The organism is Oceanisphaera marina (assembly GCF_014643915.1).
Lineage (GTDB): Bacteria > Pseudomonadota > Gammaproteobacteria > Enterobacterales > Aeromonadaceae > Oceanimonas > Oceanimonas marina.
The window spans coordinates 21424-37964 of record NZ_BMKE01000010.1 but is presented as its reverse complement, the minus strand read 5'-3'; the positions used below and the strand labels follow the sequence as shown (position 1 = coordinate 37964).

General features: G+C 56.1%; 11 protein-coding genes and 2 pseudogenes. 6 read left to right on the top strand and 7 right to left on the bottom strand.

The features are described from left to right. Nucleotides 1-102: 102 nt before the first annotated feature. Entirely contained in the window at nt 103-3789 is a 3687-nt protein-coding gene (gene tamB / locus IEW52_RS07620) for an autotransporter assembly complex protein TamB (protein WP_188629471.1), read from the bottom strand. Next, a complete protein-coding gene (gene tamA / locus IEW52_RS07615; protein ID WP_229667845.1) occupies nt 3786-5501 on the bottom strand; it encodes an autotransporter assembly complex protein TamA in 1716 nt (571 codons plus the stop codon). Before tamA ends, tamB begins: the two co-directional genes overlap by 4 nt. Before the next feature lie 126 nt (nt 5502-5627). On the opposite strand from tamA, the gene mobB reads away from it, so the two are divergent. Continuing rightward, on the top strand, nt 5628-6170 hold the full coding sequence (gene mobB, locus IEW52_RS07610; RefSeq protein ID WP_188629470.1) for a molybdopterin-guanine dinucleotide biosynthesis protein B: 543 nt from the start codon (nt 5628-5630) through the stop codon (nt 6168-6170). Here the strand turns inward: mobB and IEW52_RS07605 are convergent. Beyond that, on the bottom strand, nt 6121-6699 hold the full coding sequence (locus IEW52_RS07605; RefSeq protein WP_229667844.1) for a peptide-methionine (S)-S-oxide reductase MsrA: 579 nt from the start codon (nt 6697-6699) through the stop codon (nt 6121-6123). The two genes, mobB and IEW52_RS07605, sit on opposite strands and share 50 nt — an antisense overlap. A 73-nt stretch (nt 6700-6772) precedes the next feature. Here IEW52_RS07605 and IEW52_RS07600 point away from each other — a divergent pair, with 73 nt between their 5' ends. Beyond that, entirely contained in the window at nt 6773-7519 is a 747-nt protein-coding gene (locus tag IEW52_RS07600) for a DUF1499 domain-containing protein (protein ID WP_188629469.1), read from the top strand. A 147-nt stretch (nt 7520-7666) separates the two neighbouring features. Beyond that, on the top strand, nt 7667-10801 hold the full coding sequence (locus IEW52_RS07595; protein ID WP_188629468.1) for a transglycosylase domain-containing protein: 3135 nt from the start codon (nt 7667-7669) through the stop codon (nt 10799-10801). A gap of 409 nt (nt 10802-11210) precedes the next feature. Here IEW52_RS07595 and IEW52_RS15715 read toward each other — a convergent pair. Further along, a pseudogene (locus IEW52_RS15715) lies at nt 11211-11729 on the bottom strand (metal-dependent hydrolase); the annotation flags it as partial. A gap of 117 nt (nt 11730-11846) precedes the next feature. Here IEW52_RS15715 and IEW52_RS07585 point away from each other — a divergent pair. The 3 genes and pseudogenes from IEW52_RS07585 (at nt 11847) to IEW52_RS07575 (ending at nt 13604) form a co-directional block, all read left to right on the top strand. Further along, a pseudogene (locus IEW52_RS07585) lies at nt 11847-12353 on the top strand (nicotinate-nucleotide--dimethylbenzimidazole phosphoribosyltransferase). Then, nucleotides 12353-12739: an adenosylcobinamide-GDP ribazoletransferase gene (locus IEW52_RS07580; protein ID WP_188629467.1), complete on the top strand. Its 387-nt coding sequence runs from the start codon at nt 12353-12355 to the stop codon at nt 12737-12739. The pseudogene IEW52_RS07585 and the gene IEW52_RS07580 overlap by 1 nt, the downstream one beginning before the upstream one ends. 310 nt (nt 12740-13049) lie before the next feature. Then, a complete protein-coding gene (locus IEW52_RS07575; protein WP_188629466.1) occupies nt 13050-13604 on the top strand; it encodes a histidine phosphatase family protein in 555 nt (184 codons plus the stop codon). Here the strand turns inward: IEW52_RS07575 and IEW52_RS07570 are convergent. The 3 genes from IEW52_RS07570 to ccoG form a co-directional block, all read right to left on the bottom strand. Further along, nucleotides 13582-13980 carry a septal ring lytic transglycosylase RlpA family protein gene (locus IEW52_RS07570; protein WP_229667843.1) on the bottom strand — a complete coding sequence of 133 codons (399 nt, stop codon included), beginning with the start codon at nt 13978-13980 and terminating at the stop codon, nt 13582-13584. The genes IEW52_RS07575 and IEW52_RS07570 overlap by 23 nt on opposite strands. A gap of 624 nt (nt 13981-14604) precedes the next feature. Then, nucleotides 14605-14925: a DUF4144 family protein gene (locus tag IEW52_RS07565; RefSeq protein ID WP_188629465.1), complete on the bottom strand. Its 321-nt coding sequence runs from the start codon at nt 14923-14925 to the stop codon at nt 14605-14607. Nucleotides 14926-14982: 57 nt separating this feature from the next. Then, nucleotides 14983-16371 (bottom strand): cytochrome c oxidase accessory protein CcoG, encoded by a 1389-nt coding sequence (ccoG, locus tag IEW52_RS07560; protein WP_188629464.1) that lies wholly within the window; start codon nt 16369-16371, stop codon nt 14983-14985. Between the last annotated feature and the right edge of the window lie 170 nt (nt 16372-16541).

The following is a 16541-nucleotide window of genomic DNA, read 5'->3' as shown; positions in this document are numbered from 1 at the left end:
TAAAGGGGGAAGGGTAAAAAGAACAAGCCAGTCCCAAGCCTGCAGACCTGGCTTGGGTATTATCTCCTCCTCTTCACCCATTTCTCTTCACTTATTACCAGACTAAAACTCAAACCGATAAAACAGATCTATCGCCTGGTTCAAGCCACTGGCCGCCTGCAAATACAAACGGGGCAACAGTTCGTAGCGCAAACGCAATTCACCAATCGAAGAGAACACCCCTACACCATAACCAATTTGCAGGCCGGGCAGTACATAGGCGCTGATGTTCACTTCGGTGCTTTCACCGCTGCCGCCGGTATCCACCGACACATCCTGCAGACCCAGCGCTTCGCCCACGTTGGTGACCAAACCGCCCACCCTGCTGACACCCGCCCCCAGCAGCATGGACTGCACCAGGGCGTTACCGTCGGTTTCACCACTGCCATCCAGCCCACGGCCACGCAGCAGATAGGACAGCTGCTCAGCCTGAGGCATGTCCGGCTCCGAGAACACCTTGAGCTCGGGCTGATTGGCGGTCCCCGTCACCCTGACCCCGGCGATAATAGTGCTGTCGGACATACTGGACGGATTGCGAATGGCTTCTACCTTGAGATTGGGCACATCCAGCAGGCCGCTGAATAAAATGCTGCCTTCCCGGATCAGCAGATTCTGGCCGTAGGCCTTGAACTTGCCGTCAACCAGCCGGATTTCTCCGTTGGCCCGCATGGTCCGGTTTGGCCGCTGCACCAGGCGCAACTTGCCCTCCAGCCGGGTATCCAGACCAAAGGCTTCCAGCCGCACATCTTCGGTGATGATCACATTAATGCGGATATCCACCGGCAATTTGGGGGCGGCAGTTTCGGGAATCATGCCCGAGGGCTGTACGATGACCACATCCGACGACAGCCCCACGGCACTTTCTGGCAGCTCTTTAACTGCAATGCGCGCCCAGGGAATAACAATGTCGCCACGGATCTTGGGCTCTTCGCCCAGGGTAATCTGCAGATCCGGACTGACGCGCACCCGGCCCATGCCCGGGTAACCGGCTTCCAGCTCACTGCCCTTGAGACGAATTTCGCCACTCACCGGCAGCTCGCGCCAGTCAAGCTCACCGCTGATATTCAACGGCCCGCCGCCCACCTTGAGCTGACCGTTAATGGTGGCATTGGTGCCTCTGATATCGAGGCGAGTGGTAAGGTCTCGCACCTTCACCATGTCGGAATAGGTATCTACTTCGCCACCATTAAGGCTGATGTTACCAAACAGCAAGGGAGCGGCCAGAGTCCCTTCCAGTCGCGCCTGGCCGGCCAGGGTGCCTTGCAGCCGTGCCACTTCCGGCAACAGCGGAGCCAGCCAGTCCAGCTTGAGCTGATCGATATTCAGGTTACCGCTAAGCGCCCGTCGGCCTTTCAAATCGGCCACATTGGCATTCACATTCAGTTGTCCCAGCTGAATCGAACGGAAGGTCAACGCCGATTGCAGCCGGTTATCGGCCATCTCGCTGGTCAGTGACAGGGTTTGATAGCTCAACCGCGTATCGCCACTGACAAAGGTGCCCGGCGTGGTGCTGATGTTGGCATTCAGCTTGGGCGTGCCGCCGCTCCATTCAACCTTGACTCGGCCATTCAGCACAGCTTCCCATGAAAAATCGGTGGGAAAGAAAGGCTTGAGCCGCGCCATGTTCAGATCGCGAATATCAAGCCCGGCAACACCGCGCTTGGCGCCCGCGTCAATGGCATCAAAACACAAAGAGGCTCTGCGTGAGCTCCAGCAATGAGGTTGCGCCTGCAGCCGCGCATCTTTCACCGTCATCACCAGATCCTGCTGTAAGGTCCAGCGCTCCAGCGGTGTGTCGAGCTGCCCTTTACTCAAACGTCCGCGCCAGCCGTCCTTGTTCAGGCTGCCGGTCAAGCCAAGTTCGGCCGCCAGGGGATCGCCATTAAAGGTCAGGTCGAGCCGGTGCGAAGCCTGGTTGCCCGAGCCGGTCAGTTGCAGCTTGTCGATGGTCATTTCGCCCGAACGAATGCGATCTATGGTAAAGCGCAGATCGCCTTTCATGTTTTCGCCCAGCGTCGCATTGGCCTGCAGACGAATATCGCGGGCTTCATTGTCGTTGAAACCGGCTTTTCTGCCGTTGAGATTGGCCTTGATTGCCGGCGCTTTCAGGGCACCGCGCACCTGAATATTTCCGGCCAGATCACCGTATAAACCAGGGGCGTATACCGCCAGATTAGGGGCCGACAGCACGCCATCGAGTTGCCAGCTATCGGTGATTTCGCCATTCACCGTGAGTGTATTATCGCCATTGGTCAGCAGCAAATCGTTAACGCTGCCTTGCAGGGCCTGGTTCAGGGTAACCTGGCCTTTGAGCGACAACGGATAATCGCGCAGCACGCCGCGAATATCCGGATCGGCATTCAGTTGCCATTGTTCCCCCTGCAGTACAAAGCGGGTATCCAGCCTGCCGTTCAGCTTGCCATCCATACCCGCCACAAAGGCACCGGGATCCACATCGGTCAGCGCCAGCAGCCCTTGCCAGTTGATGCCGTTGGCCCAGCTCAGCTTGCCTTCTATATTGGCTTCACCCTTGGGCAGCATCAGGGCCAGCGGCTCAATCGTGGCCCCCTTCAAATCACCGGTGGCCGCCAGTGTTATGCCTACCGGCGGCAGGTCTGGCCCGTGGGCTTCACTGTTCAGGGTCAGGCGATAATCTTCCAGCCGACCTTTCAGGCTCAGCTTGCCCTGTTCCAGTCGCCATTGCGGGTCCTTGAACGGCCAGCCCAACTGCTGCCAGTTCACAGCAACATCAAACGGCAGTTTTGGATTGAGAGGTTCGGCCATTAACGAGGCATTGGCCTTGAGGACGCCGTCCAGTAATAGTTTACCCTTGAGTCTGGCCAGGCTGTCGGAAAGCGTCAGCGCCAGCGTCTGGCCATTGAGCTGACCGTCCATCAGGGGTTTGCGCACCTTGGCATTCAGTGCCAAGTCCAGCGGGTAGTCACCGGTCAGAGTCACATCGCCGCCCAGCTTCAGCAGCGCCAGCTCATGATCCAGTTCTGCCTTGATTATATTAATGGTGCTGCCCTTGGCTTCCAGCTCCAGATTCAGGGCATGCAGCGCCTGGGTCTGCCCATGTTGAATCAACTGGCTGTCGGTCAGGCTAAAGCCCTGCAACTTGATGGGAAATGGCAGCACGACTTCGGGCAATACCAGCGGCGTTTGCTCGGCCTTCGCGGGCTGTTTATCTGCAGTCGGTGCCTGATCGTTGGCGTTCAGCGTGATGGTCAGGCCGCTCATATCGGGCCCGGTGACCACCATGCCCTCGGCATCCCAATGCATGGCTACCTGCAGGCTTTGCCAGGCAATGGTTTGTCCGGGCAGAGAGATTTTGACTCGGTTGGCACGAATATCGTCCAGATCGATGCGCACCGCAGGAGTGAACTCGGCCAGCGGCTCGGTCGCTTGCTCTTCTTTGGCCTCGGGAAAGTGCTTGATGGTCACTTCTATGTCTTCGGCCACCAGTTGTTGCAGCCATAAACGACGATCGAGCAGCTTGCCCAATTGCCATTCCAGAGTGATGTCGCGCGCCGAAAAAGCCAGCGAGTCTTGCTCGTAGCTCAATTCGCTAAAGTGCCAGCCCTGGCCCAGCTGGCCCGACTCCATGGTGCCACTCAGGCCCGCCAGCTGTTGCTTGGCCATACCCCACAGCCACTGGTTGCCAACATGCGTAAACAGCAGGCTGAACACCAGCATCAGCACTAAGCACACCCCGACGACCAGGCCGGACAGAATTCGGGTCAGCATCATAAATCAGGCCCCAGAGTAAAGTGAATGCGCATGGGAACCTGGTCTTCCGATACCCCAAATGCCAGATCAAGTCGCACCGGCCCCACCGGTGTTTGCCAACGCACCCCCACCCCGGTACCCACTTTCCAGGCTTCGGTGTAATCGTTGGTGGCGGTCCCCGTATCCACAAAGGTGGCCAGCCGCCATTTTTGTGCCACTTTGTAATCGTATTCCATGCTTAATGCAGTGGCGTACTTGGCGCCCAGACGATCGCCGTTTTCATCAACCGGGGTAATCGACTGATAGCTGAAACCACGTACCGTGACGTCACCACCGGTAAAAAAGCGCAGCGACGGTGGCAGTTCATTGATTTCATCTACCCACACCGCGCCCTGTTCGGCCCGGGCAATAACGCGCTGGCCTTCGCCGACGGTGCGCAGCCATTTACTGCGGCCAAACAGTCGAATAAAGCGGGTATCCGATCCCCACCAGGGTTCCGACAGCTCCAGGGTCGCGGTTTGCGCATCCCCCCAGGTCGCATCCAGCCCGCCTCTGACGCGAGTACGGCTGTAAGTCACTCCGGGGATCAGCAAGAAGCTTTCATCTTCCTGCTTGCCCTGGGTATAGGATTCAAATTCGCTGCGAATAAATACATCCCGTGTCCAATCGTCGGTGTCTTTATCCCATCTGTGTACCGAAGCCACCACACGATCACTGACAGTATCGTCCTGATCCAGCATCTGGTAGCCGCCCTGCACCGTGTAATAGTTATTCAACGGGTTGCCACGGGGGATTTTGTAAACAACGGTAATATCCTGCTTGGGGGCAGATACCTTGAGGTTGGTTTGCAGGCTGTGGCCCAGGCTGTTGATCCAGGGTTTATCCCAGTTGGATGACACTCTGGCGCCTTCATCGGTTGAAAAGCCAACCCCCACTTCCACTTCGTTATCGGCTTTGGCTCGCAACACCACCGCCAGCGGAATCTGATGATTTTCATCGGCTTCGCTTACCATGGGCAAGACTTCTACCCGGCGAAAATACTGGGTGCTCGACAGCGAACGGCTCAGTTGTGAAATCTTGTTGGCCTGATAGGGGTCACCCGGTTTTACATCGACCAAAGGATCCAGCAAACGAGCCACGGGGCGATCGCTGTCTACCTGCAATTCACCAAACTTGTAACGCGGCCCGGAATCAAACACCAGGATCACATCGGCGGCATTTTCCTGGGGGTGCACCAGCACCTGATTATGTTGATACTGGGCATCAAAATAGCCACGGGACAGCGCCAGACTCAGCAGACTGGCCTTGGTTTTTTCATACACGTCGTGTTGAAACACATTGTTTTGCTGCAAGCCAAGTTGACCGAGCAGCAATTCGAACTGGGGGTCGGTTTGCGACTCGCCCTCCAGGCTGATATTCAGCTCACGAATGCGCACCGGCTCACCGGCCTTCACATTGACCAGCACCTGTTCTGGCTTGTCTTTATTGACGGTAATTTCAATATCGGGGCTGTAGTAGCCCAGCGCTTGCAGGCTGGTTACCACCGCCGTTTGAATGTCTTTGCGAAAACGGGGTAATTGCTCGGCCTCAATGGGCGGCAGCTGATCCAGGTAAATACGGGTATTGTCTTTTAAATCGCCTTTCAGGCCCTTTAAACGAAAGCTGATCTCGTCGGCCCTGGCACTCAGGCTGAGCAATAACAAGGCCAGCAGTCCCCATACACCTTTATTCATAGCGCACCCTAATTTTTTGTAAGTTATGTGTTTGCAAATCGTTTCGGCTGCCCTTGCTGCTTGCGTTGCCCATGATTGTTGTGTCGTGGCACACTGCCCCATTATTGTCTTTGATTCGGGATTGTCATGTCTGCGTCCGCTACTTATTCATTGCTGGGTGTTGCCGGTTTTAGCGGCAGCGGTAAAACCACGCTGTTACGGCAGTTAGTCAGTTTGCTCACCCAACGTCAACTTCGGGTTGGCATTATCAAACATACCCATCACGATGTAGAGCAAGACCTGCCGGGTAAAGACAGTTTCGAGCTGCGCCATGCCGGTGCCAGCCAATGTTTACTGGCGGGCCCACATCGTAGCATTCTCACTTATGAAAACGCTAAACCACAAGAACCTGATTTAACTGAATCTCTTTCACGACTGAGTTTAGACAGGCTCGATCTGGTGCTGGTCGAGGGGTTTCGTGAGGCCCCCATTAATAAAATAGAAGTGCACAGACCCGATTACCACAAACCCCTGCTGTGTTTGCATGACCCCCATATTCTGGCCGTCGCCACCGATGATCCGGATTTACATGCTCCGGTGTCTTTGCTGGATTTAAACGATGCCAGCGCCATTGCCGATGTTATTGTGCACTGGTGGCAAACGGGGCGCCTGCAAGCGTCGACAATCTGAGTTTCTCCCCCGCCGGATAACCACACACCCGCCGGTATCCCCCGTATAGCAGCGGGTGCTGACGATAATACTGCTGGTGACGCGCCAATGCCGGCGTAAAGGGGCTGGCGGGCAAAATACGCACCTGTATCTGTTTGCCCAGCTCCAGCTCCAGTTTGGCGCGACTTTGCTGGGCAAAGCGCTGCTGCAGAGCCGTTTGCACATACAGAGCCGGGCTGTATTCGCGCCCGCGATCGCAAAACTGTCCTTCTTTATCGAAGACATCTACCACCGCCCAATACAGAGTAAGCAGTTCGCCGTAGCTTATCTGTTGAGAATCGTATTCCACTCTCACTGCCTGTCGTCGCTGCTGGCGGCTGCTGGTTTGTATCCAGCCTGCGGCTACGTTGGCCACCCCCGGGCGCTCGGCAAACAAGGCATCCATCACCCAAAAACTGCCACCGGCAAAGATGGCCTGTGCTGCTCTGGTTGGTGCCGCCAACACGACCGTCAAGCTCAACAGCAGCACGGTTATGGTTTTTCCAAGCACGTATTTGCTCCTTTACAAGCTCGCTGCGCTTACCCATAGTTTAAGAATGTGTATGCTAACTGATTGAAATAAGATGGAAACACTTTTTGTTTATCGCTGGTCACTCGGTTCCTTGTTTTGCCTGCTGCTCCCCCTGATTGGCATTGTGGGCACGCGCCTGCAGTGGTGGCCTTATACGCTGGGTCTGCTGTTGCTGGTCGTGGCTCTAGGTTGCAGCTTGCTGTTATTGCCCTTTGCCTTGTGGCAACGTCAGTGGCTGGCCATGGTGCCCCCCATACTGTTACTGCTGCTGGTACTGCCTTTTGTAGTGCGGGCCTTTACCCTGCCAGCCATTCACGACATCAGCACAGACACCACCAATCCTCCCGCTCTCACTGCCGCCCTTACTCTGCGCTCTGAAGGTGATCACAGCATTGAGTACCAAGGTGCGGCCGTGGCACAGCAGCAGCATGCCACCTGGCCGGGCATACAACCCTTGATAATACAAAAACCGCTAGAACAGGTGCACACTCAGGTACAGGTACTCGTTGCCCGGCGTGGCTGGACCATCACCGCCAACAGCAACCATCAGCTGGAAGCCGTTTCCCGCAGCACCTTGTTCGGCTTTAGCGACGATATTGCCATTAGATTAACCCCCGTAACACCGGCCGAAGGCAGCCCTGTTGATGCCACCGTATTAAATCACTTGAACAAGAATAAGCAACAGACAACAATGGCGACCCGCGTGGATATGCGCTCGGCATCCAGGGTGGGGAAAAGTGATTTGGGCGCCAATGCCAAGCGGGTGTGCGCCTTTTTAACAGAACTGAATCAGCTTTAGCATTACATACCGTCGACGGCCGCTGTTCACACGCCGGAATACATCATAATAAATAAAAAATTCTGCGTAATCAGCACTTAAGCCTGACTTTCCAGCTAGGCTTTTAGAATAGAAGTCTTGATACCAGATGGCGCCAAGGGGTCATTGATGGGTATAGTACCAAATGTAGAATACGCCACACTGCGGCGCACACAACCCAAACCCAAACTCGCTCGGCGTCACCGCTGGCGTTGGTTGCTGTGGATTTTGGTACTGTTATTGTTAACAGTCTCCGGGTTGTTGCTGGCATATGAAATGCGCACTTCCTGGCTACAGGGGCGCGAGATCCCCCGCTATGCCGACACGCTGCGTTATTCTCTCGAACCCGGCCCCAGCTCCAGCATTTACTTTCCTGTTCAGGGTCCGTTCGACCAGCGACTGGGATATTCCCGGCTGCCGGATTTATTTTCCCGTTTGCAAAAGCAGCAATTCGAGATTTCACAACAGGTGCAATTCTCCCATGCCCTGCGTCAATACAGCAGCCATGGCCTGTTTGTCCCTTATCAGGAAAAAACCCAGGCAGGGTTGTTTATTGGCGACTGTCGGCGTGAGCCCATTTACGACTTTTCCTATCCGCAGCGCCATTATCCCGATTTTGCCAGCATAGCGCCGCTGATCGTCAATACCCTGCTGTTTATTGAGAATCGGGATATGTTGAGTCAGGAACACCCAACCGTCAACCCGGCGGTTGATTGGCCGCGCTTTACCAAGGCGGCGCTGTCGCAGGTGGGGCGGGCGCTGGCCATTCAGGATGACTCGGCCGGAGGCAGTACCCTGGCCACACAAATAGAAAAATACCGCCACTCCCCCGGCGGCATGACTCAATCGGCCAGCGAAAAACTGCGCCAGATGGTCTCTGCCAGTGTGCGCGCCTATCAACAGGGCCCGGATACCCTGGCCGCCAGACAGCTCATTGCCCTTGCCTACCTTAACTCGGTGCCACTGGCTGCCGCCCCGGGCCACGGCGAAATTCACGGCCTGGGCGATGGACTGTGGATCTGGTTTGGCGCCGAACTGAGCTATGTCAATCAGCTGCTGGACCCGGGATCACCCGCCAGCCTCAACGAACAGGGAATGGCACTGCGCCAGGTCATCGGTCTGATGATTGCCCAACGCCGTCCATCTTATTATCTGTATCGTGGCCGTGACGATTTGCATACCCTTACCGACAGCTATCTGCGGCTGCAAGCCCAGGCCGGCATGATAAGTTCGGCCCTGCGAGACGCGGCGCTGGCCCAGCGGCTATCGTTCAGAGACTTCAGCGAGGCGCCGGTTACCCAATATGTAGAGAACAGTAAAACCCTGCTGGTAACACGTGGACGATTGGCCAGCCTGCTGGGGATGTCGTTTTACGAGCTGGACCGACTGGATTTGTCTGCCGACACCACCCTGAATGCCGCCTTGCAGCAAAAGGTGACCGACTATCTGCAGCAGCTGGCCGACCCGGACGTGGCCCGCGCCATTGGATTGTATGGCGAGCGTTTGCTGTCACCGGAAAAAACCGCCGAGGTCAGATACAGCTTTACCCTGTTCGAACGAGGAGAGCAGGGATTTTATGTGCGCGTTCAAACCGACAATACCCTGCAACCCTTCGACATTAACGAAGGCAGCAAACTGGAATTGGGTTCAACCGCCAAGCTGCGGGTCATGACCACCTACCTGGAAATTATTGCCGAGCTGCACCAGAAGTACGCCGGTAAATCCCCCCAGATGCTAAGGGAGTTGAAACCCGCGCCCAATGATCTGCTGAGCCGCTGGGCCATTGCCTACCTGCAGCGTCATTCGGATCATTCCCTTACCGCCATGTTAAACGCTGCGCTGGAACGCCGTTATTCCGCCAGTACCGGTGAGCGCTTTTTTACCGGCGGCGGCCTGCACAGTTTCAACAACTTTCGCCGTCAGGACAATCAGCGCAATCCCACGCTGATAGAGGCCTTGCGCGAGTCGATCAACCTGCCATTTATCCGGGTAATGCGCGACATAGTGCGTTACAGCATTTATCAGAATGAAAATCGCGCCCAGCTGCTGGCCGACGATAAAGACCCACGGCGCCAGGAATATTTAAGCCGTTTTGCCGACCGGGAAGGCCGGGTGTTTTTATTGCGCTTCTGGCGCAAATATCAGGGACAAACGCCTGAGCAACGCTTAACCGGCTTTTTTGACGGCTTGCGCCCCACTGCAACGCGACTGGCCGCCGTGCATCGGTATTTGCTGCCCCAGGCCAGCATGGAGGAATTCAGCGCCTTTATACAGCAACGATTGCCCCACTCTCAACTGAGCGAACGCCGGTTGGAGCAGCTGTATCACAACTATGGGCCTGGCGCTTACAGCTTGCCGGATCAGGGATATATTGCCCGGGTGCACCCACTGGATTTGTGGCTGCTGGATTACCTGCAGCACCATCCCGATGCCAGCTTCAATGATGCCGCCGAGGCCAGTAAAGAACAGCGTCAGCAAGTGTATGGCTGGCTGTTTAAAACCCGCCACCGCAGTGCCCGCGACAGCCGCATTCGTACCATGCTGGAGGTGGAAGCCTTCAGTGATATTCATCAACGCTGGCAACGATTGGGCTTTCCGTTTGCCAGCCTGGTGCCGTCGCTGGCTACCGCCATTGGCAGCTCGGGTGACAAGCCGGTGGCACTGGCCGAGTTGGTGGGCATTATCTTGAACGATGGCGTACGGCTGCCCACCGTACGCATGAACCAGCTGCATTTTGCCGCCAACACCCCTTATGAAACCCGACTGCTGCAGCAAACGCAGCAAGCAGAACGAGTCATGGCCAAAGAAGTGGCGCAGGTCTTGCGCCAGGCCTTGTCGCAGGTAGTGGAAGGCGGCACCGCACGCCGTTTGCAGGGCAGCTTTTCGCTGGCCGATGGCAGTCCCTTGACCCTGGGTGGCAAAACCGGCACCGGCGATAACCGCATTCAAACCGTCTCTCGCTATGGTCAGGTACTGACCTCTCAGGCGCGCAACCGCACCGCCACCTTCGTGTTCTATTTAGGTGAGCACCACTTTGGCACCCTGACTGCCTATGTACCCGGCCAGCAGTCGGACAAATTCACCTTTACCTCGGCCCTGCCAGTGCAGGTACTCAAGGGCATGGAGCCGATATTACGCCCCTATCTGCAGCCTGGCAGCCAAAGTGGTTGTCAGCCATCCAGTGGGGTAATGTCGGCAAGGATTGCCCCAACGCCCGACGCCACAACCACTGCAACGCCGGCTTTAACGGCAGCCGCTCACTGATTTGCCGAGGTTGGGCCAGGGGCTGCCACGCCTGGTCAGGCCCTTGCTCGGCCACCGCAAAACTGAAGATATAACCGGGTTCCTGGCCCATGCGCAAATCGGTGATCCTGAGCAGCCCTTGCTGCTCGCTCATCTTGAAATAACCTTTGCTGAACCAGGCCAGCCGGGCCACGGGTCCATGCTGCTGCCAGGTTTGATACAGCTTCATGCCCCGGTCGTGTTCAGTAAACACCGGCGGATCTCGGTCCAGTAACGAAATAAAGCCTTCGCTGTATCCCTCGGGCGTAATGACCAATACCCGCCACAACAGGGTATTGAAGGCGGTGGGCGTCACCAGCCGCTGCTCAACCGTCACGCCCTGCTCCGCCAGCCAGCGATCGGCAGTTTGCGTGATCTGCCACTGAGCCACCAGACTCCAGCCCAGATACAGGGTACTCAGGTAAAGTCCCCACCGGTTGCTTTTTAGCCCCTGGTATTGCGGGCGCAATAATGCCGCCACCAACCCGAGCAACAGCGGCAAGGTATAAAGCGGGTCGATAATGAAGATGCTGCCAATGGCAAAGGGGTAGTCACTGAACGGTTGTGCCAACTGGGTGCCGTATACCGTCATGTTATCCAGCAGCACATGGGTAACCAGCACCAGCCAGATGGCCAGCATTGCCCGTCGCCAATGGGCTTGCTGGCCAGACAGGCGACACAGCAACCAGGCAAACACCGGCGACAGTACACTGAGGTAAAACATCGCATGGCTGAACCCTCGATGAAAGGTCATATTGCTGACCGGGTCACCATAATCGATAAGCACATCCAGATCCGGCAGGGTACCAAAAAAGGCGCCCGCCAGTGCCGAGCGCCCCACCCCAACGCGCTTGCCCATTACGGCCACCCCGATGGCGGCGCCCAGCGTCATTTGCGAAAGTGAATCCATATGCTGATTGATATCCTGTAAATGAAAAAGCTGGGCCGTCGAGACCCCGATGGATGGCCCTATTTATGACATAGTCTGATAGCATATGAGTCTTGTGTTTAGCTATTAACGATTACCATGCCCCATCACTTCATTATGCCCGCAGATTTCATAGTGCCCGTTATTGCCACTTTGGCCAATCACTCGTTAAGCCAGCGCCTGCATCACAAACACACCATTCTGGCTCGAGTATTAGCGCGTCATAAAGATGCCACAGCACCGTTTACGGCACTGGCAGCCCTGGGCGGGCTGGAAATTGCCATGATGGCCGGCGCCCTGATCAAGGCCGCCAGCCAAAGGCGTATCCTGCTGATGGACGGATTTATTGCCGGCGTGGCCCTGCTGGTGGCCGAGCAACTGGCACCGGACGTTTGCCAGTTTGCGGTGTTTGCCCATCACTCCGCCGAACCGGGCCATGGGCATTTGCTGCGTCTGCTGCACGCCTAGCCCTTGCTGAACATGCAGATGCGCCTGGGCGAAGGCAGTGGGGCCGCGCTGGCGTATCCACTATTGCAGTCGGCTTGCGTGTTTTTAAGTCAGATGGCCAGCTTTGACGATGCCGGCATCAGTGGGCAGAACAGCTGATGCCTCGCCAGACGCTGCGCCCTACTCTGCGCAATAGGTTAATACACGAAGGCCGTTTGTTGCTGGTGGCCAGCCAGTTTTTAACGCGCCTGCCGACGCCCGAGCTGCGTGATTACCAACCCCGGTGGTTACATCAGAGCCGTCGGCATTTTCCCGCCGTGGGCCTGTTGATTGGCCTGTTGATTGGCCTGCTGTGTGCCCTGGTATTCTGGCTGGGCACCCTGTTGTTCAGCCCGCTGGTGGCGGCCGTGGCCAGCACCGCCTTTGGCATTAAAATGACCGGCGCCTTTCATGAAGACGGACTGGCCGACACCTGCGATGGCCTGGGCGCCACCCAACAGCTCGCCGAGCTGGCGATTTATGCCGGCTTCGCTATATCTCTGTGAAGTGTGAAGAGGACGAAACAACATCAACCCCTTTCGCAACGGAATCCACAGAACCCGCAGAAAAATAGAGATTAAATCTGAAAGAGCTAAAACTAAAAACATGTTTTACCAGTAAGACCAGACATCTTGAAGACACAGTTTTGTAGGGCCATATTTAAGTAAAAAATATTGGACCTTTTTAGCCCTCACCATTAAATAATCACTGTTGCGAGTTCGCTCTTATCCCATCTTGATTTTTCCGTGAGTTCCGTGGATTCCATTGCAAAAAATCTTTCGGCTCTCGTTTTAATATTTAACAGTAGGAGCTGTGATGGAGTTGTATATCTGGCGCCACCCCAAACCACTGCAGGCAGAGGGAATGTGCCTGGGGCAAACCGATATGGGGGTAGATAAACGCAAACTGCGCAGACTGGCCAACCAGATCCAGCGTTTTGCCCGTCGCCATCAATTGCCCAAGGTGATTTGGGTCAGCCCCCTGCAGCGCTCTGCGCGGGTGGGAGACATATTGGTCGGGCGAGGCTGGCAGTGCAAGGTGGCCGACGAGCTGGCCGAAGTCGATTTTGGCGGCTGGGACGGTTGTCATTGGTCGACCGTGCCCAGGGCCGAAATCGACGCCTGGTGTGCGGATTTTGCCGACTATGCCCCCGGCGGCGGAGAAAGTGTGCGCCAGTTATTTGCTCGGGTGGCAGGCTGGCTGCACAGCCTGCCTGCCACGCCCCAACTGGCGGTCGGACATGCTGGCTGGATCACTGCCGCCCGGCTGTTGAGCGAGGACAAGGCCATTCCGGCTATCGCCGCAGACTGGCCGCGGCCCGTGGCTTATCGCAAGCTGAGTCGGCTGACTATTCCAGCCGCTCTACCTTGACCCTGGCAACACCGGCGCGAATCATGTTCAGCTCGCGCGCCGCCTGTTCCGACAGATCGATAATGCGCCCTCTGGCATAGGGGCCACGATCGTTGATACGCACCACCACCGATTGTTGGTTATTCAGGTTAGTTACACGCACCCGACTGCCAAAAGGCAGGGTTCGGTGGGCGGCAGTCAGGGCATGCTTGTTGAAGGGCTCGCCGCTGGCGGTTTTGCGGCCATGATGACGGCTACCGTAGTAAGAAGCCTTGCCCTGCTGCACGCTGATGACCGGTGAACTCTCGGGCACCACAGAGGTGTCGGGAGCACTGCTGCACGATTGCAGTAACACCAGCAACATCAGCCATCCGCACTTTCGTAAATTCAGTGTCATAGTTGTCTCTTTAACCCATAAGGGATAACACAAAAACCGTGAGCAATAAAACGTGAGAAGTTCACGATTTACTCTTCACGGCTTGATGCTTGGTTTAACTGACAGCCTAACGCCTGTCTCTTAGTCACATCTTTTTTTGTTTGTATTAGTGTGGTTTGTCAGGCAGAGGGCACTACTCCTCCGACTCGCCGTGAATACCTCCATGTAGGCTCAAACCGCGCCATCCTTGGCGCGGATGGTCGGCTGAGCAGACACCCTCGGCCTTCCTGTCGACAGCGGAATCGCCTGTGAATGCAATCAACAGACGGTACCGCATCACTAAAAGAGGTAGTAGGAATTGTCGTAGCCAACCATCAAATGCCAAGGTCAGCAAAGGCTCCTGCAATGCTGACACTCCCACCATCCCTGGCGGTCGGACGGCATTTGCCGAGCGTGCATGGGGCGAGCTTGCCTCGCCAAAACGAATCATTCAGCCTAACCGAACATCCAGTGAATGTTCGCAGTGGACTGAAGATGAGTGGCCTTACTAAGGCGCGTTGGCGGAGGCAATCCTACTGCCTCTTTGCACTTATTCAACAGCTTACAGACTTGTGACCAAGAGACAGGCTGACAGCGTGTCGCTTTTTATTGCTGCTCTAACCAGGCCACCAGTGCAATGGCATCCATTGGGGTGCGCACCACCAACTTGCTGGTGCAACAGACTCCCAACCCGGCAGCATAGCCTTGTAGCCTGATATTGAGCTGAGGTACGGATACTACCTCGTCTTCCAGCTGCCAGTACAGGCCAGCGCCGTTTGTTTGCGACAGAATATGGACTTGGCCCAGGCTGTCTAGCAGGCAGTCTCCCGCCTCCAGCCGATGTTCGGTTACCTCGTCCAGGTCTGCCGCCCAGGCATAATCATGACCCTGGCCAAACTCGATTATCACCGGCCACTGAATGGCCATCGCACACTCCTTTAGTCCGCGCGGGACATTTAACCGGGCAGTCAGTGTAACATCCCGTTAGCGCACCGGGCTGAAAAACTGGCTATCCGCCTGCACCTGTAGCTCGTCGTTACCGGCCACAAACTGAATCGGGTACATGGGCTCGGATAACAGATAGGGATCCGCCGCCAGGCTAACGGGCAGGTTGAGGATTTCCCCGGCCAATACCGTCACCGTATCGGCTCCCGCCCAGTGTACAGCTTCCATGCCCTCAACTCGTACCCGATAGTTTTGTGGCTGCTGAGTCCGGTTCGACAGTTTAAGAATGTAGGTATTTTCCACCCAACCTTGCGGAGTTTCCCGATACAGCTGATTGCGATCCCGCTGCACATCCAGCGCCATCGGCACGCGGCTGGCAGCAGCATAGACCAGCGTCGCCAGCATCAACAGCAACATGAGACCATAGCCAATCAGCCTGGGGCGCCAAAGCCGGGTTTTACCCCCTTCCAGCTGGCGTTCGCTGGCATAGCGGATAAGGCCGGTGGCATATCCCATCTGACGCATCGTCTGATCGCAGGCATCGGCACAGGCCCCGCAGTTGATGCATTCATACTGAAGGCCATCCCGAATATCGATGCCGGTGGGGCATACCTGCACACACAGATTGCAATCGATACAATCTCCCAGCTGCAGGGCCGCGGTATCAGCCTTGCGTGAACGCGGTCCGCGGCGCTCGCCCCGGGCCGCATCGTAGCCGACACTAAAGGTATCTTTATCGAACATCGCCGACTGAAAGCGTGAGTAAGGGCACATGTGAGTACACATTATGGCCCGCATCCAGCCAGCATTAAGGTAGGTACACAGGGCAAAAAATGCCACCCAAAAGGTCGGTAACAGGCCGGCAGAAAACTGCAGCAGACTGGAACCCAGCTCGGCGGCCGGTAAAAAATAGGCAATAAACGTAAAGCCGCTCACTAGAGAAATCAGCACCCAGATCAGATGCTTTCCTCCCTTGCGGGCCAGCTTGTTCAGGCTCCAGGGGGCCTTGCTTAACTGACGGCGCTTGTTCGCACTGCCTTCCAGTTTTTCTTCAACCCAGATAAACCAGAAGGTCCACACTGTTTGTGGGCAAAGATAACCACACCACACCCGCCCCAAAAAGACGGTCACCATAAACAGGCCAAAGGCGGCCACCATCAGAAACAAAGCCAGCAAGGTCAGATCCTGAGGCCAGATGGTTATGCCGAACAGATGAAAACGTTGTTGCTCCAGATCCAGCAGCAAGGCCTGCTGCCCGTTCCAACGCAACCAGGGCCCGACCAAAAAAATCAGCATCAATACCCATCCGGTAAGCTGGCGTACTTTTTGCCAGCGGCCCCGCTGAGCGCGCACATAAACGTGGCCCTGGTCAATGGGCCGGGGTTCGGTACAAACATTAACGTCAATTCGGGAAGAAAGGTTGTCCATAAGGCTCACTGCTTGTTATGAGAAAGGCAGGCCGGTAGCGAAAGCACTACCTGCGGCAATCCGCGCAGTAAAACATGGGGGGTGTGAGAGCAACATAAACAGTTGCGATAAAATAGACTATAACAGTGTCATTCAATGAGCCATCAGCTATAACAGTGCCGGAATAACCA